The sequence below is a fragment of the Brevibacterium senegalense genome (assembly GCF_000285835.1).
Classification (GTDB): Bacteria; Actinomycetota; Actinomycetes; order Actinomycetales; family Brevibacteriaceae; genus Brevibacterium; species Brevibacterium senegalense.
Map to the genome: position 1 here is coordinate 439,445 of NZ_HE978600.1, position 18,637 is coordinate 458,081.

The 18,637-nt window shown below is 71.0% G+C and carries 16 protein-coding genes, 1 tRNA gene and 1 pseudogene; 13 read left to right on the top strand and 5 right to left on the bottom strand.

All coding sequences use genetic code 11. The features are described from left to right. Positions 1-8 precede the first annotated feature (8 nt). The 6 genes and pseudogenes from HGBR_RS02055 to HGBR_RS21120 form a co-directional block, all read left to right on the top strand. Entirely contained in the window at positions 9-554 is a 546-nt protein-coding gene (locus HGBR_RS02055; RefSeq protein WP_218915926.1) for a hypothetical protein, read from the top strand. Next, entirely contained in the window at positions 551-2,335 is a 1,785-nt protein-coding gene (locus tag HGBR_RS02060; protein ID WP_019157672.1) for a type IV secretory system conjugative DNA transfer family protein, read from the top strand. Before HGBR_RS02055 ends, HGBR_RS02060 begins: the two co-directional genes overlap by 4 nt. 94 nt (positions 2,336-2,429) lie before the next feature. Continuing rightward, a complete protein-coding gene (locus tag HGBR_RS02065; protein ID WP_019157673.1) occupies positions 2,430-2,909 on the top strand; it encodes a single-stranded DNA-binding protein in 480 nt (159 codons plus the stop codon). 15 nt (positions 2,910-2,924) lie between these two features. Beyond that, complete coding sequence (locus HGBR_RS02070) at positions 2,925-3,530, top strand: hypothetical protein (RefSeq protein WP_019157674.1); 606 nt, start codon at positions 2,925-2,927, stop codon at positions 3,528-3,530. 6 nt (positions 3,531-3,536) lie between these two features. Continuing rightward, the gene (locus HGBR_RS02075; RefSeq protein ID WP_026077257.1) at positions 3,537-3,737 is read left to right on the top strand and encodes a hypothetical protein; all 201 of its coding nucleotides are present in this window, start codon (positions 3,537-3,539) and stop codon (positions 3,735-3,737) included. Positions 3,738-3,903: 166 nt separating this feature from the next. Next, a pseudogene (locus tag HGBR_RS21120) lies at positions 3,904-4,776 on the top strand (recombinase family protein); the annotation flags it as partial. Positions 4,777-5,575: 799 nt separating this feature from the next. Here HGBR_RS21120 and HGBR_RS02100 read toward each other — a convergent pair. The 3 genes from HGBR_RS02100 to HGBR_RS02110 form a co-directional block, all read right to left on the bottom strand. Then, positions 5,576-5,648: transfer RNA gene (locus HGBR_RS02100), tRNA-Ala, on the bottom strand. 114 nt (positions 5,649-5,762) lie between these two features. Continuing rightward, the gene (locus HGBR_RS02105; RefSeq protein WP_019157676.1) at positions 5,763-6,905 is read right to left on the bottom strand and encodes a CaiB/BaiF CoA transferase family protein; all 1,143 of its coding nucleotides are present in this window, start codon (positions 6,903-6,905) and stop codon (positions 5,763-5,765) included. Next, complete coding sequence (locus HGBR_RS02110; protein WP_019157677.1) at positions 6,902-8,749, bottom strand: acyl-CoA dehydrogenase family protein; 1,848 nt, start codon at positions 8,747-8,749, stop codon at positions 6,902-6,904. Before HGBR_RS02110 ends, HGBR_RS02105 begins: the two co-directional genes overlap by 4 nt. 121 nt (positions 8,750-8,870) lie before the next feature. On the opposite strand from HGBR_RS02110, the gene HGBR_RS02115 reads away from it, so the two are divergent. After that, complete coding sequence (locus HGBR_RS02115) at positions 8,871-9,791, top strand: LysR substrate-binding domain-containing protein (RefSeq protein ID WP_019157678.1); 921 nt, start codon at positions 8,871-8,873, stop codon at positions 9,789-9,791. A gap of 6 nt (positions 9,792-9,797) precedes the next feature. On the opposite strand, the gene HGBR_RS02120 is transcribed toward HGBR_RS02115, so the two are convergent. Further along, positions 9,798-10,001, bottom strand: coding sequence for a hypothetical protein (locus HGBR_RS02120; RefSeq protein WP_147522122.1), 204 nt, complete (start codon positions 9,999-10,001; stop codon positions 9,798-9,800). Between the two features lie 11 nt (positions 10,002-10,012). Beyond that, positions 10,013-10,717: a DsbA family oxidoreductase gene (locus tag HGBR_RS02125; protein WP_040364515.1), complete on the bottom strand. Its 705-nt coding sequence runs from the start codon at positions 10,715-10,717 to the stop codon at positions 10,013-10,015. A 237-nt stretch (positions 10,718-10,954) separates the two neighbouring features. On the opposite strand from HGBR_RS02125, the gene HGBR_RS02130 reads away from it, so the two are divergent. The 6 genes from HGBR_RS02130 (at position 10,955) to acs (ending at position 18,595) form a co-directional block, all read left to right on the top strand. Next, positions 10,955-12,430, top strand: coding sequence for a GntP family permease (locus HGBR_RS02130; RefSeq protein ID WP_019157681.1), 1,476 nt, complete (start codon positions 10,955-10,957; stop codon positions 12,428-12,430). Positions 12,431-12,440: 10 nt separating this feature from the next. Next, positions 12,441-13,796: a four-carbon acid sugar kinase family protein gene (locus HGBR_RS16030; protein WP_019157682.1), complete on the top strand. Its 1,356-nt coding sequence runs from the start codon at positions 12,441-12,443 to the stop codon at positions 13,794-13,796. Beyond that, the gene (gene pdxA, locus HGBR_RS02140) at positions 13,793-14,839 is read left to right on the top strand and encodes a 4-hydroxythreonine-4-phosphate dehydrogenase PdxA (protein WP_019157683.1); all 1,047 of its coding nucleotides are present in this window, start codon (positions 13,793-13,795) and stop codon (positions 14,837-14,839) included. Before HGBR_RS16030 ends, pdxA begins: the two co-directional genes overlap by 4 nt. Before the next feature lie 10 nt (positions 14,840-14,849). After that, positions 14,850-15,653, top strand: coding sequence for a DeoR/GlpR family DNA-binding transcription regulator (locus HGBR_RS02145; protein WP_019157684.1), 804 nt, complete (start codon positions 14,850-14,852; stop codon positions 15,651-15,653). Positions 15,654-15,710: 57 nt separating this feature from the next. Beyond that, complete coding sequence (locus HGBR_RS18610) at positions 15,711-16,379, top strand: PepSY domain-containing protein (RefSeq protein ID WP_019157685.1); 669 nt, start codon at positions 15,711-15,713, stop codon at positions 16,377-16,379. A gap of 140 nt (positions 16,380-16,519) precedes the next feature. Beyond that, on the top strand, positions 16,520-18,595 hold the full coding sequence (gene acs / locus HGBR_RS02155) for an acetate--CoA ligase (protein ID WP_019157686.1): 2,076 nt from the start codon (positions 16,520-16,522) through the stop codon (positions 18,593-18,595). Positions 18,596-18,637: the final 42 nt, after the last annotated feature.

The window sequence follows — 18,637 nt, forward strand, 5'->3', positions numbered from 1 at the left end:
TGGCGGGCATGAGACACGCACACGCCCCTGCCGATTCCACCAGTTCCGCGCCGGTGTCGGTGCCGCATCTCGTGCTCGACGTGCACGAGGACGGCACCCTCACCGCCACCCTCGACCACCACCCGGTCGCCGCGCCGGATGATGTGGGGGCGTGGCGGCGGGCGATGTTCGCGCAGATCATCGATCACGTCACCGGCGACCGGACGATCCCGGTTCGCGTCACCGTGCACGAGGTGGACGGCAGCTCCTTCACCGACATCCTCCCCGCCGTCAAACGCCCCACCCCGAAGCGCGACACGGACTCGGAGCCGGAGCCGGTGAAAAAGCCGGGCCGGCGTCGTCGCGGGGCCGGTCCCATCGAGGTCGACGGCGGTGACGGGTTCATCTCCGGCGAAGACATCGCCGTCGCCCTCATCGTCGCCCACACCGACGCGACCCCGGATGGGCGGGCCCGCGCCCTCCTCGACCCCCAGGTCATCGCCGCGGCGAAGGCGGCGGAGGTGGTGCTGGTCGGGCGCGTCTCGGGCACGATCGCCGTCCGGGGCCTGCCGTGACCGGCCCGCAGGGCCGCCCCGGCCAGCCGATGGGCGACGAGCTCACCAACCTCCTGCTCATCGCGATCGGCGGGCTGCTCGGGGTCGCCTTCGTGCTCCGCGCCGCGGGAAGCGTCGCCGCGTTCCTCACCGGCACCCCGCAGCCGACCGCCGGGGCGACCGGCGGGGTCGCGGTGTTCTTCCACCCGGCGGACCCGGGCGGGCAGCTCGGCGCCGCCGGCCTGAACCCGGTCGTCTACTGGATCACCGCCGCCCTCATGCTCACCGCCCTGACCGCGGCAGGTCTCTGGGCCTGGAGCCTGATCCGCCGGCGGACCCGGCAGGCCGCGGGCGATCCGCACCGGCAGGAGGGCACCGCCACCGGTCACGAGGTCGCTAAGGTCGCGTCGGCGAAGGCACTCATGCGACGGGCCGGCACTCTCCGCCCCAGCCTGGCGAACCCGCGGCCGGGCGATGTCGGGTATCGGCTCGGCACCGCGCACCGCCACGAGGTGTGGGCGAGCGTGGAGGACTCGATCCTGCTGATCGGCCCGCCCCGCTCCGGCAAGGGCCTGCACCTGATCATCCCCGCGATCCTCGACGCACCCGGCGCCGTCGTCACCACCAGCACCAGGCCGGATAACGTCACCGCCTGCCTGCGCGCCCGCAAGCGCATCGGCCCGGTGGCGGTGTTCGACCCGCAGCATCTCGCCGAGGGCCTGCCTGCGGGGATGCGGTGGTCACCGATCCGGGGCTGCGAGTCCCCGCAGACCGCGATGATCCGCGCCGCCGGCCTGGCCTCTGCCACCGGCTTGTCCGCGGGCGGGGTCGAAGGGGGTGACTTCTGGGAAGGCAAGACCCGCGCCGCGCTGCAAGCGCTACTGCACGCCGCCGCCCTCGACGGCCGCTCACCGTCTGAGCTGTTCCGGTGGACCCTCGACCCCACCTCGGCGGCAGATGCGGTCGCGATCCTCACCAACCACCCCGACGCCGCGACCGGATGGGCGGACTCGCTCGCGTCGATGATCGACGCCGACCCGCGCACCCGCGACTCGATCTGGCAAGGCGTCAGCCTCTCTCTCGCGGCGCTGGCCGATCCAAGGGTGCTCGATGCGGTCTCACCCGCCGAGGGTGAAGAGTTCGACCCCGAGGCATTCATCCGTGAGCGCGGCACCCTGTTCCTCCTCGCCACCGGCGCCGGCGCCGGGAACAGCGCCGCACTCGTCACCGCGCTGGTCGAAGACCTCGTGGAGACCGCCCGTCGCATGGCCGCCCGCTCGACGGGTGCCCGGTTGGACCCGCCGATGCTGTTGTGCCTGGATGAGATCGGGAACCTGGCGCCTCTTCCCAGCCTGCCGACGTTGATGGCCGAGGGCGGCGGCACCGGCATCACCACCCTCGCCGTGCTCCAGTCCCTGGCGCAGGCGCGGGACAAGTGGAACGAGCACCAGGCCGGCGCGATCTGGGATGCGTCCATCGTGAAAATCATCCTCGGCGGCGCCTCCAACAGCCGCGACCTCCAGGACCTCTCCACGCTCATCGGGGAACGCGACGAGCTCACTGACACCACCACCGTCGGCGACCACGGCTCCCGCTCCAACCAACGCTCGGTGCGGCGGGTCGCGATCCTCCCGCCCGATCACATCCGACGCCTGCCGTTCGGCACCGCGGTGACCCTGCTGCGGTCGGCGCCCCCGATCATCACCGACCTGCGGGCCTGGCCCGCCCGCCCCGACGGCAAACAGATCCAGTCGGATCGAGCCGAGGTCGAACAGCTCCTGCACAACGCCCACCGCGAGTAGACGACGCCGGCGGGCCTGGGGTGGTCGGGTGCACCTGTCTGCCACGAGCAGCCCCGACGACGAGCGGGCGGCATGAGCAGAGCAGGAGCACACGATGAGCGAGCAGAAACCAGACGTCGACCCGGAGATCGGTCAGGCGTTCTACGGGTTCGTCGCCTCCGAACCGCAGCTGACCTGGCATGACGGCAAGCCGCGCCTGTACTTCAAGGCGGGGCAGGAGCACTACGAGTACGGCCCGGACGGGTCGCGCACCAAGCTGCCGACCACCTTCCACGATGTCGTCGCGTTCCGCGGCGCCGCGAAGAGCGGTGGCGAGATGCTGTCCAAGCAGGACTGGTTCATCGCGCACGGCCGCCTCGAAACCAGCACGAACCCGAACACCGGGGTGGAGAGCAAGGAGTTCATCGCCAACCGGTTCGGCCCCGACGCCGCCCGGATGAACATCGAGATTGGCACGCCGCGCCGGCTGTCGCAGATGGGGTCCCCGAACCCGCAGCAGCCGCAGCGTCAGGGCGGGTTCGAGCCGCCCGAGCAGGGACAGCCCGCCCACGAGCAGCCCTCACGGGCCATGTGAACGGCGGCGGACGCGATGAACGACACCACCACCCCGCCCGACCGCCCCGAACCGGAGGAGTGGGACGACGAGGACTTCGGTCCGGTCGGCCCCGACGATGATGTGCCGGGGCCGCCGCGGCCGGTGAACTGGAACCTGCTGCTCGCGCACGACCTGGAGCAGGAATGGCTCGCCCTCAACCGTTGGGTCGAGTGGGTCAGGAGAGAGTACGCGCTGCCCGCATCGGTGATCCCGCCGTTGTGGCACCGGCATCCGGCGCTGAAGTGGGAGCTTTCCGCGCTGCACCTGCACTGGCTCGCCGCGTACGATCCGGAACAGGACGCCTCGGCCGCGATCGGGTGGCACCGCGACTTCGCCGCCGCCCGGCAGCGGCTGCGCGACTGGGTCGCCGCCTCCGGCACCCGCCTGGATCGCGACCGCCCCGACCGGCAGACCGCCTGGCCCGGCGAGCCCCCGGCCCCACCGGTCGAAGACATCCCCATCACGAACCGGCGCGAGGACTTCGTGGCCTTCGTGATCGAACAGGTCGCCCGCCGCAAAGCCGCCGAAGACGCCTTCTTCGCCCGCCTCGACGACGCCGACCTCGACACCGACATGGGTAGAGATTCCGAAGGCGGGTGAGTGGCGATGGTGCGGAACTATCAGCGCAAGACCCAACGCCCATCATCGGACCGGCGGTTGCGGGTCACGTTCACGAGGCGGGAGCAGATCGACACCGAGAAGATCGCCGAAGTCCTCATCCGCGTCGCCCTGCGCGAGGCCGGCACCGGCAGCACGGTCGGTCAGGCCGGAGACCAGTTCCGGGCGCTGCTGGCCAGCGAACGGTAGAATCCCTGTTGTACGTCCACCCCAGGGCGCTACCGGCTAACCCATCTGTTGCCCGAGCCCGTCGCGGTTCGGCAGGCCTCCCCATCTGTGTCGTGACCGCCAGTCGGCGCCCGCACCCAACCCCATCGCTGGGGGCTGGGTGAGAGCCCGAAAGGCAGTCACGACCATGACGCTCATCGACCTCCCCGCCGGCCTCGACCTAAGCGCCCTGCGCACACTCGCCACCGGCCCGAAACCCTCCCACGAGGCGACGGCCCTTCCTGATGGGAAGGTGCCCGCGATCTCCTACCTGCGGGTCTCCACCAAGGACCAGGCCACCCGCAACGGTCTCGAAGAAGGCCTCTCCATCCCCGCGCAGCGCGACGCCGCGCAGCGCAAGGCCGACCAACTGAACGCCGTCATCGTCGCGGAGTTCATCGAGCCCGGCGAGTCCGGCAAGACCGCCCGCCGCAAAGCGCTCCAGGAGATGCTGGACTACCTCGCCGAGCACCCCGTCAGGTACTGCATCATCAACAAAGTCGACCGCATCGCGAGGAACCGGCTCGATGACGCGATCATCCACGCCACCCTCCGCCAGGCCGGGGTCACGCTCGTGTCCGTCATGGAGAACATCGACGAGACCCCATCCGGGATGCTGATGCACGGCATCATGGCCTCCATCGCCGAGTTCTACAGCCTGAACCTCGCCCAGGAGGTCACCAAGGGGCTCGTGCAGAAAGCCACGATCGGCGGCACCCCGCACAAGGCGCCCATCGGCTACCTCAACATCCGCACCGTCGACGCGGGCGGGCACGAAGTCCGCGAGGTGCGGCTCGATCCCGACCGGGCCGAGCTGATCCGGTTCACGTTCACCGCTTACGCCACCGGGGACTGGTCGCTGTCGAGGCTCGCCAGGGAGCTGGAGACCCGCGGCCTCACCACGAGGCCGACGCCGTCGTTCCCGGCGAAGCCGGTCACCACGACCGCGCTGCACAAGATCCTCACCAACCCCTACTACCAGGGCATCGTCACCTTCCGCGACGTCACCTACCCCGGCACGCACGATCCGCTCGTGACGCCGGAGACGTTCGAGCAGGTGCAGACGATCCTGCGACAGAACCACGTCGTCGGCGACAAGCCCCAGAAGTACGACCACTACCTCAAAGGCTCGATCTACTGCGCCTGCGGGAAACGGCTCATGTTCGAGCGGCCCCGCAACCACCAGGGCGTCGCCTACGACTACTTCACCTGCACCGGCCGTCGGTTCAAGCGCAACAACTGCCAGCGCACCGCCGTCCTCACCCACCGCGTCGAGCAGTCCATCGAGGCCGGCTACCAGGACATCTCCCTCAGTCCCGGCGAGGCCGCGCAGGTCCAGGGCGTGCTCAGGCAGGTGTTCGACACCCTCGCCGAATCCACCAGCGATGAGAAGAAGCTCCTCGCCGGGCAGAAGGCCAAGCTCGAAGCCGAACAGGTCAAGCTCCTCCAAGCCCACTACGCCGACGCGATCCCCCTCGACCTGCTCAAGACCGAACAGGACCGCATCCGCGCGAGCCTGCAAGCGATCACCAGCCGGCTCGACACGTTGGAGACGACCTACGACAAGGCCAAGGTCGGGCTCGACGCGATCCTCGGGCTCCTCACCGACATCGGCGACGTCTACGCCAAGGCCGAACCCTCAGAGCGGAGGATGTTCAACCGGGCACTGTTCGACCGCATCACCATCGATGACGAGGACGACGCCACCCTCCAACCGACTGAAGCGATCCAGACGATCCTGGCCACCAACCCCAGGCCACACAACGAAAGAACCTTGCCCCGCGATGATGCGGGGCAAGGTTCGAACGTTCAACTTTACGTGGAGCTAAGGGGATTCGAACCCCTGACCTCTTCATTGCGAACGAAGCGCTCTACCAACTGAGCTATAGCCCCGCAGCCACCCGGAGGTGACCGCTGCCGCCCGCAGGCGACCGCTCTATCCTACTGCGACCGCGCGTCCGCGCCAAATCGAGAAGCGCTCCTGAGACGCACGTCGCAGAGGCACCGTCAGCTCTCGCCGGTGGGTGCAATCCGGTAGCTCGCCGGGGTGCGCGACAGCTTCACCGGCGATGCGACACCGCGGTACCCGTCCTCCATCTCGACGATCATCCCGCGATGCCGCGTGTGGGGATGATCCACCGCCTGCTGCGCATCGAGGATGGGTCCGGCCGGCACCCCTTCGGCCATGAGCGCCTCCCCCAGAGCGACCGCCTCGAACGGCGCGAACGCCGCCTCGAGCTCCGCACGCAGGGCGTCCCGGTGCCCGTTGCGGTCCGCATTCGTCGCGAACCGCGCATCGTCTGCGAGTTCCTGCCGCCCCACCCGCTCGCACAGCTTCCGGAACTGCCGGTCGTTGCCCACCGCCAGGAACACGTCGCCGTCGCCCGTCGCGTACGTGGAGTACGGCGCGATGTTCGGATGGTCGTTGCCCGTGCGACCCGGCGCCTTCCCGGTCCCGAACAGATTGGGCATGTGCGGATGCATGACGGACAGCGCCGAGTCGAACAGCGTCGACTCGACCCGCTGCCCCTTCCTCGACACGCTGCGCTCGTGCAGCGCCAGGAGGATCCCGTTGACCGCGTTGAGCCCGGTGATCATGTCGACAGCGGGCATCCCGATCCGCGTGGGACCGGTCTCCGGCCTCCCGTTCACGCTCATGAGCCCGCTCATCGCTTGCGCGATCGCGTCGTAGCCGGGCATCCCGCCCAGCGGTCCGTCCTCCCCGAAACCGGTGATCGAGCAGTGGATGAGACGCGGGAACTCCTCCCGCAGCGCCTCCTCGTAGCCCAGTCCCCACTTCTCGAGGGTGCCGGGCCGGAAGTTCTCGACCAGCACGTCCGCGTCCGCCAGCAGCGTCCGCAGCTCGCCCCGCCCCTCCGGGGCACGGAGGTCGATCGTGCGGATCTCCTTGTTCCGGTTGACGCCGGCGTAGTACCAGGCGACGCCGTCGCGGTAGAAGGGCGGACCCCAGCCGCGCGTCTCATCGCCCTGCGGCGGCTCGAGCTTGATGACCCGCGCCCCGTGGTCGCCCAGGATCTGGGTGGCGTACGGTCCGCCCAGCACGCGCGACAGATCGATGACGGTGAGGCCCGCCAGGCTGCCGGGGCCCGTCGCCCCCGCCGCCGAGGCCGTGCCCGGCTCCCCGCTCACTTCCCACCGCCCAGCGCCACGCCCAGGTAGTCGACGGCCTGCTCGCGGTTCACCGTCTCCTGGAGGATGAGTGAGCGCACCAGATCGTCCGGGTCCTCGACGACGCGCAGCGGGTCCTGGGGCTGCAGGCGGTGGCGGATCACCATCGTCGCCAGGACGACCCGCGACCAGTCGCCCGTCCGCGCGCCGATCTGCACGCCCTCCCACGCGAGAAAGACGGCGGAGCACAGGCAGTACAGCGCAGTCGAGATCTGCCGGGCCTGCGCCTCGTTGGCCTTGTCCCCCAGCATCTCGAGCGCGTGCAGCAGCTCCCCGGCGTAGCGCTCCAGCTCGTCCGCCAGCGGTGCGAGGACCGCGGACCCGGCGGCGGCCTCGGCGACCCCGCCCTTTGCACCGCGGCCGGCGACCACGGCGATGAGGTCGTCCAGGTAGGCCATGAGCGGCTTGAGCGCGGAGGACCGGTGAGCGGCGCGGACGACGTCGAGCGCGACGATGTTCGTCGTCCCCTCCCAGATCGAGCCCAGCTGGGCATCGCGGAACGTGCGGGCGTCGCCGTACTCCTCGATGTAGCCCACGCCGCCGCGGACCTCCATCGCGTCCGCCGTGACCGTGCGGGCCTCACGGGTCGTGCGGACCTTGATGATGGGCGTGAGGATGCGCAGGACCGCCGCGGCCTCGTCGTCCCCGGCGTCCGCGCGTTCGAAGACGCGGGCGGTGTGCAGCGACATGCTGAGCCCCTGCTCCGTGGGCAGCAGCAGCTTCGACAGCTGGCGGCGCTGCAGCGGCAGGTCCAGGAGGAGCGTGCCGAAGGCCTCGCGGTGGGTGCAGACGTAGCGCGACTCGCCCAGCGCGCGGCGCATCATGCCGGCGGACCGGACCGCGTTCGACAGGCGCGACGAGTTCACCATGTCCGCCATCTGCTTGAAGCCCTGACCCACATCGCCCACGAGGTACGCGGTCGCGCCGGACAGGCTCACCTCGCCGGACGGCATCGAGCGCGTGCCCAGCTTGTCCTTGAGCCGGACGATCCGGTAGCTGTTGCGCGTGCCGTCCGGCAGCGTCTTGGGCAGGAGGAAGAGGCCGATGCCCTTGATGCCCCTGGGCGCGCCCTCCGGGCGGGCGAGGATCATCGTGACGTCCGCGTCCGCATTGGAGCAGAACCACTTCTCGCCCGTGAGCGACCACGTGCCGTCGCCGTTGTCCGCAGCGTGCGTCGTCGCCCGGCCCACGTCGGAGCCTGCATCCTGCTCCGTCATGAACATCGCGCCCTGCGTGAGGGTGTCGAGGGAGACGGACGTCATCGTCGGCAGGTAGCGGTCGATGAGCTCCTGGTCGCCGAACTTCCGCAGCGTCCGGGTGAGTGCGTCCGTCATCGACACGGGGCACTCGAGGCCGAACTCGGCCTGCGCGAAGAGGTAGAAGAACATGTACTTGACGAGTGGCGGCATGGGCTTATCCCAGCCCAGCACGGGCCGGTGGCTCATCGCGTGCATGCCCAGCTGCTCGAACGCGACCTTCTGCAGCTCGCGGTAGGCGGGGTGGACCTCGATCCACTGGTGGTCGCGGCCGGACCGCGTGCGGTGGCGCAGCACCGGCGGATTCGTGTCCGCCAGATGCGCCCACTCGTCCATCTCGCCGCCCAGGCGCGGGCCCAGGTCCTCGAGGACCGGCTGCAGGTGGGCCAGCAGGTCCGCGTCGAGGTAGAGCGGCAAGAGCGACCGGAGGCTGCGGTCGTCCGCGTAGCGGTCGATCCCGAAGCTGTCCGGGACGGGCCAGTCCCACGTCGACGCCGCCGGCGTCTGCGCCTGTGCGCTCTCCGTCTGCGAGTCGGCGACTGCGGTCATGGGGGCTCTCCTTCGAACGACCGATGCGGGGTCTCCCCCAGCGGGGAGGATCCCCTCCACCGTAGGGAGTCACGCGATAACCGTCCAAGAGTCATCCGCGAAGGTGAGATAATCACCTGTTATGAACGACCTCGATCTGCGCCGGCTCCGCTACTTCACCGTGCTGGCCGACACCCTGCACTTCGGGCAGGCCGCCCAGCTCCTGCACATCTCCCAGCCCGGTCTCAGCGCGGAGATCAAGCGCTTCGAGACGCAGCTGGGCGTCACCCTCTTCCGCCGCTCTCCGCGCACCGCGCTCACCCACGAGGGCGAGCTCCTCCTGTCCGAGGCCGCCGCTGCTCTGGCCGGCGCCGAGAAGTTCGTCTCCGCCTCCTTGGCCCTGGCCACCGGTCGCGCCGGCGTCGTGACGATCGGGACGACCGCGACGGCCCTGGAGGACGGCCTGCTCGAGGCCGTCGCCGGGCTGCGTGCCGACGCGCCGGACCTCCAGGTCCTCGTCGAGGAGATGGCCAGCGCCGAGGCCGTCGAGGCACTGCGCACCGGTGCCGTCGACCTGGCGCTGGGGAACGCGGCCGGGGACAGCGCGGAGCTGGTCTCGACCCGACTCGCCTCCGCTCCCTTCGCCCTCGCCGTGCCGTCCGCCCGCGCACCCGAGCCCGCGCCGGGCATCCCGACGGACGGACCGCGCAGTCTGGCCGCGTGTGCCCGGGCGCCGTTCGCGGTGTTCCGCCGGTCCGCCTCGCCCCGCTTCCACGACACGATCCGCGCACTGTGCACGGAGTCGGGCTTCGAACCGCGGTTCACGCACCGGACCCGCACGTGGCGGTCCGCCCTCGATGCCGTGAGCGCCGGGGGATGCGTCGCCCTCGCCCCGGAGCCCATCGCCCGCGCACGCGCCGCGTCGGATCCGCGCGTCGACGTCGCCCTCATCGTCGATTCGCACCTGCGGGCGGAATCCTGGATCAGCCGGCGCGCGGACTCCTCCTCTGCGGTCCTCGACCGCGTCGAGCAGGCCGTGATCGACGCCCTGGGCGAGGACTGAGCGGCCTCAGTCGCAGACCCCGTCGATCGAGCAGGAGGCTCCCTGTGCGCTCGCGAAGAGGTCGTCGAGCGTGGGCAGCGCATCGGGGGCCTCGGTGGCCGCTCCAGGATCCTCGGCGCCCTCGGCAGGGTGGTCCTCGACACGCGCCTCATCTGCCTGGGTCGTGCCCTCCGTGGCGTTCGCTTCGTCCGTGGTGTCCCTACCGTTCATCTCCGTCGGCCTCATACTCCGCTCACCTCCTGTGCGTCCGCCAGCTGGCGCAGCGCCCGGCGGTACGTGTCGATGTCCATGGCGCCGGGGGCCGCCATCCGCTCGTCGAAGACCATGAAGGGCACGCCTTGAGCCCCCATCTGCCGGGCCTGCTGGATGTCCGCGGTGACCGCGGCCTCGGCGGCGGTGTCGTCACCGGAGGAGGCGACGCGCACGGCGTCCGCCGGGGCACCTGCGGCGACGGCCTGCGCGATGATCGCGTCTTGGTCGAACGGGTCCAGAGCGCCGGCGAAGTACCCGTCCTGGATCGTGGAGAAGAACGCGGCGGCGGCCGACGTCCCCGCGTGGGTCTCGACGACTTTGACGATCCGGTGCAGCGCGCGGGTGTTCGCCATGGGACGCTCGACGACGTATGGGCGGTCGATCTCCGCGGCCATCTCACCGATCCGCTGCTCCATCGCCTCGACCTGGTCGCGCGGCATCCCCTTCGCCCGCACGAGGTGGTCGAGGTTGGACGGCGCGTCCGCGTGCGCGTGCGGCGCGGAGGGATCGAGCTCGAACGAGTGCACCCGCAGATCCACGTCGACGCCCTCCGCCGCGATCGCCTCGTCCAACCGCGCCTGGCCCACGTAGCACCACGGGCACACGAGGTCCGTCCACACGTCGATGCGGACTGTCCGCGTCTCCGCCGTCTGCTGATCCACTGCCTCTGTCATGCCGCTCCCCTGATCTTTCCCGCACGCGCTCACCCGTGCGCATCTGCCCGGTGAACACCGCTCCGGACGCCGTCATTCCCGCCGGGCCCACACACGCGCAGGTTTCTGCTCACTCTGCGCAGGTTCCGCTTCCATTCCTGAGCGTTACACGCTTATACTCGCTGGAATCTGTGTGCTCTCTGAGTGCGCACGCACCCGCACTCCCCCCCCTCACCCGCACCCCACTAGGAGTCCACCATGGACGTGCAGCTGCTGTTCGCGCTGGTCCTGGGCATCACGACGATCGTCGTGCTCGTGCTCGCAACCCGGCTCGACGCCTTCGTCGCCCTCCTCATCGCAGGCATCGTCACCGGCGTCGTCGCCGGCTCCGGCTTCGTCGAGACCGTCGGCTGGATCACCGACGGCTTCGGAAGCACCCTCGCCAGCGTCGGCATCGTCATCGGCCTGGGCGTCTTCATCGGCAAGATCCTCGAGGTCTCCGGCGCCGCGGACGCCCTGGCCCGCGCCTTCCTCCGCCTGTTCGGCAAGGGCCGCGAACCGTGGGCGATGGCGTCCGTGGGTTCGCTCGTGTCGATCCCCGTCTTCTGCGACTCCGGCTACGTCATCATGAACCCGCTCGCCCGGTCGATCGCGCGCGTCAAGAAGGGCGCGTACGTGACGCTGGCACTGGCGCTGGGCTGCGGCATGACGCTCACCCACCACATGGTCCCGCCCACGCCCGGCCCGCTGGCCGTCACCGGCATCCTGGGCGCGGACATGGGCTCCGTCATCCTCACCGGTGTCATCTTCACGGTCCTCCTCCTGCCGGTCGTCGTCGTCTACGCCCGCTGGATCGGGCCCCGCCTGGAGTCCCGTCTCAACACCGTCGTCGCCGAGGACGTCTACGGCTCCCGCCACGACGTCGCCCTGGCCGCGCGCGGCGGCTCGACGGACTCCGCGGACGTCTCCGGCATCGTCACCTACCGCCCCGAGGACTTCCTGGGCGAGACCCCGGCCGGCCGCAAGCCGCACCGCACGAACGCCCTCCTGGGCTCGCTGCCGCTCGTCATCCCGCTGCTGCTCATCGTCCTCAACACCGTCTCCTCCGCGATCGACCAGGGCAACCAGGGCATCATCGGCGACCAGGAGGTCGACTACGTCCCGTCCGCGTGGGCCCAGCCGCTCGTCTTCCTGGGCAACCCCGTCGTCGCACTCACGATCGGCGTCATCCTCGCCGTCTACGTGCTGCTGCCCCGCTGGACGCCGCGCACCCAGGTGCACGGCTGGCTGTCCGAGGCCGCGGGCTCCGCCGGCCTCATCCTCCTCATCACCGGTGCCGGCGGCGGCCTGGGCATGGTGCTGCGCGAGTCCGGCGTGGGCGACGCACTGGCCGCCGCGGTCGCCGCGACCCCGCTGCCGGCGTTCTTCGTGCCGTTCATCATCGCGACCGTCGTCCGCATCGCGCAGGGCTCCGGCACCGTCGCGATGATCACCGCCGCCTCCGTCTCCGCCTCCGTCGTCGCGGAGTCCGGCCTGGACCCGCTCGTCGCCGTCATGGCCTGCACCGCCGGGTCGATGGTGTTCTCCTACTTCAACGACTCCTACTTCTGGGTCGTCACGAAGTTCTCCGGCCTGGACGGGCTCGAGGCCCTCAAGGGCTGGTCCGGCATCACCACCGCCGTGTGGGCCGGGTCGATCCCGCTGCTCGTCGTCCTCAACCTGGTCGTGGGCTGAGGCGGGTCACATGGCGGACGTCCTCATCGTCGGCGACGATCTGACCGGTTCGAACGGTGCGGCGACGGGCATGGCCCGCCGCGGCCTGCGCACCGCCACGCTGCGCGTGGGCGAGGCACACGAACGGATCACGGCCCAGAGGGAGAACTACGACGCCCTCGTCGTCACGACCGACTCGCGTCACCTCCCCGCCGCCGAGGCCGCCCGCCTCACCGCTGCCGCCGTCCGAGCCGCGTGGCCGGCCTCCTTCGTCTCCTCCCGCTGCGATTCGACGCTGCGGGGCAACGTGGGGGCCCAGGCGCAGGCGGTCATCGACACGGTCCGGGAACTGACGGACCGCCCGGTCATCGGCCTCTGCATGCCCGCGTTCCCGTCCGCAGACCGGCAGACGGTGGGCGGTCTGCAGCTCATGGGCGGCAGGCGGCTGGAGCTCACGGAGCTCGCCCACGACGTGCGCACCCCCATGACGAGTTCGTCCGTCGCCGTCGCCCTGGAGAAGGACTCGACGCTCACGTGCGCGCACGTCGACCTCGAGACCGTCACCGCCGGCGGACGGACGCTCGAGGATGCGATGCATCAGCTACTCGCGTCCTCCCCGGACGTGCTGATCGGCGACGCGTACACGGAGGACCACCTCGACGAGCTGGCACGGGCGGCCCTGGCCGTCCGCCCGGAAGCGCTGTGGGTGGGGATCGACCCCGGCCCCGGCAGCTGGGCGCTGGCCGCACGGATGGGCCTGACCGGCAGTGAGGCCGCACGGCCGCTGCTGGCCGTCTCCGGCTCCGCCACGGAGCTCACCCGCGCGCAGCTGGCCGCACTGGGCCAGTCCCGTGCCGTGTCCGTCGTCCGCCCCGTCTTCCTCCCGGGCACCCGCCGGATCGACGTCGAGGCGACGGCCCGCGACGTCTCCCGCGACCTGCGCGCCGCCGCGGGCACGGAGCCGATCGTCCTGCTCGCCACCGTCCTGGACGTCTCCGACATCTTCGACCTCACGGAGGCGGAGTCCGACGACATCCCCCACGCCCTGGGCCGCGTCATCCGTCTCGTCCTCGAAGACACCGGTGACGAGGAGAGCGCCCCGGCCGTGGGCGGCCTCTACACGACGGGCGGTGACGTGACCGCGGAGGTCCTCGACGGCCTCGGCGGCGTAGGCATCGAGATCCACGGTGAGGTAGTCCCGCTCGCCACGTCCGGCACCGTCGTGGGCGGGCCCGCGGCAGGTCTGCCCATCGTCACGAAGGGCGGTCTCGTGGGCGACACGGACACCGCGATCGTCTGCCTCGACGCGCTGGCCCAGTTGGCCCGCGCCGGCGCCCCTCAGTACCGCGACACACCCCGCACCACCTCTGGGAAGGAATCCTCATGACCGCACCCGTCCTCGCCCTCACCCCCGGCGACCCCGTGGGCATCGGGCCGGAGATCACCGCCGCCGTCCTCCACGAGTACGCCGGAGACAACTCCGTCCACGGCATCGCGGTGGCGGACGCGTCCGTCATGCGTCGCGCGGTCGAGGTGCTGGGCCTCGACGCCGAGGTCCGGGTCGTGTCCTCGTGGGACGCCCCCTCCGCCGGTGCCGGTGTCATCGACGTGTTCGACATCGACGTGCTGGGCGAGGAGCAGCTGGAGTGGGGCGTCGTCGACGCCCGCGCGGGCCGGGCGGCCGTCCGCGCGATCGAGGTCGCGACGACGGCGGCGATGGAGCAGAAGGTCGCGGGCATCGTGACCGGCCCCATCAACAAGGAGGCGATCTGGCAGGCGGGCTCCGAGCACCTGGGGCACACGGAGATGCTGGGGGCGCTGACCGGCGTCACGAAGCAGGACACGATGTTCGTCGTCGAGCGCTCGCATGTCCCCGGCCACCACATGCACGTGTTCTTCGCGACCCGCCACATGTCGCTGCGGAAGGCGCTCGACGCGATCACGGTCGACACGCAGGCGGATTCGATCCGGCGGGCCCATCGGGCGCTCGAGGTGTACGGGATCGAGAACCCGCGCCTGGCGACCGCCGCGATCAACCCGCACGGCGGCGAGAACGGCGCGTTCGGCGACGAGGAGATCGAGGTGCTGACCCCCGCGCTCGAGCGGGTGCGGGCCGAGGGCCTCGACGTCGCCGGCCCCGTCCCGGCGGACTCCGTCTTCCACCAGGGGCTCACCGGCCGGTACGACGGGATCCTGTCGCAGTACCACGACCAGGGCCACATCGCGGCGAAGACCTTCGACTTCGACGGCACGATCTCCGTGACCGTGGGGCTGCCGATCCTGCGCACCAGCGTCGACCACGGCACCGCCTTCGACATCGCCGGCCAGGGCAAGGCCGACCCCGGCACCATGCGCTCCGCGTTCCGCGCGGCGATCGGCTACGCGCCGTTCGTCGACGGGATCCGCGCGGAGTACCTGCCCCGGTCATGAGGGTCCGCCCGTGACCCCCGCAGCGGCCGCACGCCCCCACCGCGCGACCCGGGACCGTCGCGACGCCCTCATGGGGCTCGTCCGGTCCGGGACCGTGCGGGTCGAGGACCTGGCTGAGCGCTTGGATGTCTCTCCCTCGACGGTGCGCCGCGATCTGGCCGCGCTCGAGTCCGACGGCCACGTCTCGCGCACCTACGGCGGCGCGATCACGGGTGCGCCCTACCGCGACCGCGCGCTGGGCGAGCGGCTGGCGGCCAACTCCACCGGGAAGGCCCGGATCGGGCGGGCCGCGCTGGATCTGGTCCACGACGGGGCGACCGTCTTCGTCGACGCGGGCTCCACGACGATCGCGTTCGTCGAGGCGCTGCGCGACACGGCCGTGAGGGACCTCACCGTCGTGACGCGCGGCGTGGAGAACGCGGTGCTGCTGGTGGGGCGCGAGGGGATCGACGTGCACGTGGCCGGTGGCCGGCTCACGCCCGCCTCCCATGGCACGACGGGCCCGCTCACCCTCGAGGCTCTGGGGCGGTTCTCCTTCGACGTAGCGGTGCTGGGGTGCGATGCCGTCTCCCCCGTCAGCGGGGTGGGCGAGCCGACGCTCGAGGAGGCGTACGTCAAGGAGTTCGCGGCCTCCCGCAGCGCCCGCACCGCCGTGCTGGCGGACGCCTCGAAGTTCCACGTGTCCGGGATCAGCGCGTGGGCGCACCTGCCGGCCGGGTGGACGCTCGTGACCGACCACCGCGATGAGGAGGCACTCGCGCAGTTCGCTGCCGCCGGTGTCCGAGTGGTGTCCACGGCGGGGGACGCATCATGAGAAGTGCCTCATGAGCGCCTCATCCTCGGTTCATCCGGCATCAGTACAGTCAGGGACATGACGAACACACGCGCATTCCGCACCCTGTCCCTCTCCGTCGTCGCAGCCGCAGCCCTCACCCTGTCCGCATGCGGTGGCGGCGAGACCGCACCGGAGGAGTCCGAGGCCGCACCGGCCCAGTCGGCCGACTCCGGCGAGGCCGTCCCCACCGCCGAGTCCACCGAGTCCGCGGACAGCGCGGACTCCTCCGCCGACTCCGCGCAGAGCCGCGGCGGCGACCTGGACGATGCGCGGACTGCGGTCCAGACCGCGGAGGACGAGAACGGCGGAACCGCCCACAGCCTCGACTTCGATGACAACGACCTCTGGGAGGTCACCGTCCTGGCGGACGGCACCGAGTGGGAGTACGACATCAGCACGGACGGTTCCACGATCGAGCGGACCGACGAGGACACCGAGGACGACGCGGACGATCAGCGCGAGCTGGATCAGGCCGAGGTCACGCTCATCGAGGCGCTCGAGACCGCGCTCGAGGACACGCCCGGCACGATCGACGACATCGATCTGGACGAGGACGACGGCACCCTGCGCTGGGACGTGACGGTCTACGCGGAGGACTCGGGCGATGAGCAGGAGATCGACGTCGACGCCGTCTCCGGTGAGGTCCTGGACTCACGCACCGACAGCGACGATGACGACGACAGCGACGACGATGATGACGACTGAGTCGTGAGGATGATGGGTGCGTCACACTGACGCCCCTTCATGACGAAACATGACGGCCCGTGACGCGCGAAGGCGCGGCACGGGCCGCCTGTGTGACATCCCGGCGTCGCGGACCCAGGCGCCCGCGATTGGATGGGGGCATGACGGCAGGGACCACGACGGCGACCACGACGCAGGCAGACGCAGCAGACCCGGCCCCCACCGCCGGCCCCGGCGGCGCGGCAGAGGACCGCGTCGCGTTCTGGGAGCGGCAGGCCGGGCGGCTCGACTGGGTCCGCCCCTGGGACACGACGCACACGTTCGCACCACCGCAGCGCATCGGCACCCACGACGACGGCTCCGCGCAGTACTCCGTGCCCCGGATCGAGTGGTTCTCCGGCGGTCAGCTCAACGCCGCCTACAACTGCGTCGATCGCCACGTGGAGGCGGGCAATGGCGATAAGCCCGCACTCCACTTCGAGGGCGAGCCCGGCGACCGCCGCACCCTCACGTACCGCGACCTGCAGGAGGAGGTCTCCCGCGCCGCGAACGCGCTCACCGCGCTGGGGATCACAGCCGGCGACCGCGTCGTCGTCTACCTGCCGGTCATCCCCGAGACCGTCGTCATCACCCTCGCGTGCGCGCGGATCGGCGCGGTCCACTCCCTGGTGTTCGGCGGGTTCAGCGCTGATGCGCTGCGGTTCCGCGTCGAGGACACCGGGGCGAAGCTGCTCGTCACCTCCGACGGCCAGTTCCGGCGCGGGCGGGCCGTCCCCGTCAAGGAGGCGGCGGACCACGCGGTCGCGGGCCTCGACCACGTCGAGCACGTCCTGGTCGTCGAGCGGACCGGGGACGACATCCCCTGGACGGAGGGCCGCGACGTCCGGTGGGCCGACGCCCTCGCCCAGGCCTCGCCCCACCACGAGCCGCAGCCGTTCGACGCGGAGCATCCGCTCTTCCTCATCTACACCTCCGGCACGACCGGGCGGCCCAAGGGGCTCCTCCACACGACCGGCGGCTACCTGACCCAGACCGCGTACACGCACGCGCTGCTCTTCGACCTCGTCGCGGAGGAGACGGACGCGGTCAACGACCCACAGAAGGTGGCGGACACCGTCCACTGGTGCACCGCGGATCTCGCCTGGGTCACCGCCCACACGTACGAGATCTACGGCCCGCTGCTCAACGGCGTCACCCAGGTGATCTTCGAGGGCACGCCGCAGCAGCCGCACCCCGGTCGCCACTTCGAGATCATCGAGCGCTACGGCGTCACGACGTACTACACGGCGCCCACCCTCGTCCGCTCCCACATGGGTGCCTTCGGCTCGCAGCCGCAGCCGGGCGAGCGGCCGGCCGACCGGTGGGACCTCTCCTCGATCCGCCTCGTGGGCACCGTGGGCGAGTCCGTGAATCCGGAGGCCTGGACCTGGCTGCGCCGCGAGGTGGGCGGCGGCACTGCACCGGTCATCGACACGTGGTGGCAGTCGGAGACCGGATCCTGCATCCTCTCCCCCCGCCCCCGCGACGCGGTCTGGGCCGAGGACGCACCGCACGCCCCCAAGCCCGGCTGCGCGACCCGCCCCCTGCCCGGCCTGAACGTCCGAGTCGTCGACGAGGACGGGGCGGACACCCCCACCGGTGAACAGGGGCTCCTCGTCGTCGACGGCCTGGGTCCGTCCGCCGCACGCACCGTGTGGGGCGACCCGCAGCGGTACCTCGACTCGTACTGGGCGCACTTCGGCGAACGGGGCTGGTTCCTCTCCGGCGACGGCGCGCGCAGGGACTCCGACGGCGACATCACCGTGCTGGGCCGGGTCGACGACGTCATCAACGTCTCCGGCCACCGCCTCTCGACGATCGAGATCGAATCCGCCCTCGTCTCCCACCCGTGGGTCGTCGAGGCGGGCACCGCCCCCACGCACGACGCGCTGACGGGACACGCCGTCCTCTCCTTCGTCGTCCTCGACCGCGCCGCCGCAGACGTCGATGCGACCCGCCTGCGGGACACGCTGCGCGCCCACGTCTCCCAGCGGATCGGCCCGATCGCGAAGCCGGCCCATGTCATCGCCGTGCCCGAGGTCCCCAAGACCCGGTCGGGCAAGATCATGAGACGACTGCTCACCCAACTGTTCGAGCACACTACGCTCGGAGACACGACGTCGCTGACCAATGCCCACGCGGTGGAGGAGATCGCCGGGATCGTCGGGCACCCGCAGGCCGCGGGCGCCCGGTCCTGACGACGTCTCCCCGTCCGTCCGGCACCGTTCACGAGAGGCAGG

Bases quoted from the DNA above. Each gene is read 5' to 3' on its own strand.
- HGBR_RS02055 (WP_218915926.1), top strand. From the start codon at position 9: ATGAGACACGCACACGCCCCTGCCGATTCCACCAGTTCCGCGCCGGTG.
- HGBR_RS02065 (WP_019157673.1), top strand. From the start codon at position 2,430: ATGAGCGAGCAGAAACCAGACGTCGACCCGGAGATCGGTCAGGCGTTC.
- HGBR_RS02070 (WP_019157674.1), top strand. From the start codon at position 2,925: ATGAACGACACCACCACCCCGCCCGACCGCCCCGAACCGGAGGAGTGG.
- HGBR_RS02075 (WP_026077257.1), top strand. From the start codon at position 3,537: ATGGTGCGGAACTATCAGCGCAAGACCCAACGCCCATCATCGGACCGG.
- HGBR_RS02110 (WP_019157677.1), bottom strand. From the start codon at position 8,749: ATGACCGCAGTCGCCGACTCGCAGACGGAGAGCGCACAGGCGCAGACG.
- HGBR_RS02115 (WP_019157678.1), top strand. From the start codon at position 8,871: ATGAACGACCTCGATCTGCGCCGGCTCCGCTACTTCACCGTGCTGGCC.
- HGBR_RS02120 (WP_147522122.1), bottom strand. From the start codon at position 10,001: ATGAACGGTAGGGACACCACGGACGAAGCGAACGCCACGGAGGGCACG.
- HGBR_RS02125 (WP_040364515.1), bottom strand. From the start codon at position 10,717: ATGACAGAGGCAGTGGATCAGCAGACGGCGGAGACGCGGACAGTCCGC.
- HGBR_RS02130 (WP_019157681.1), top strand. From the start codon at position 10,955: ATGGACGTGCAGCTGCTGTTCGCGCTGGTCCTGGGCATCACGACGATC.
- HGBR_RS16030 (WP_019157682.1), top strand. From the start codon at position 12,441: ATGGCGGACGTCCTCATCGTCGGCGACGATCTGACCGGTTCGAACGGT.
- pdxA (WP_019157683.1), top strand. From the start codon at position 13,793: ATGACCGCACCCGTCCTCGCCCTCACCCCCGGCGACCCCGTGGGCATC.
- HGBR_RS18610 (WP_019157685.1), top strand. From the start codon at position 15,711: ATGACGAACACACGCGCATTCCGCACCCTGTCCCTCTCCGTCGTCGCA.
- acs (WP_019157686.1), top strand. From the start codon at position 16,520: ATGACGGCAGGGACCACGACGGCGACCACGACGCAGGCAGACGCAGCA.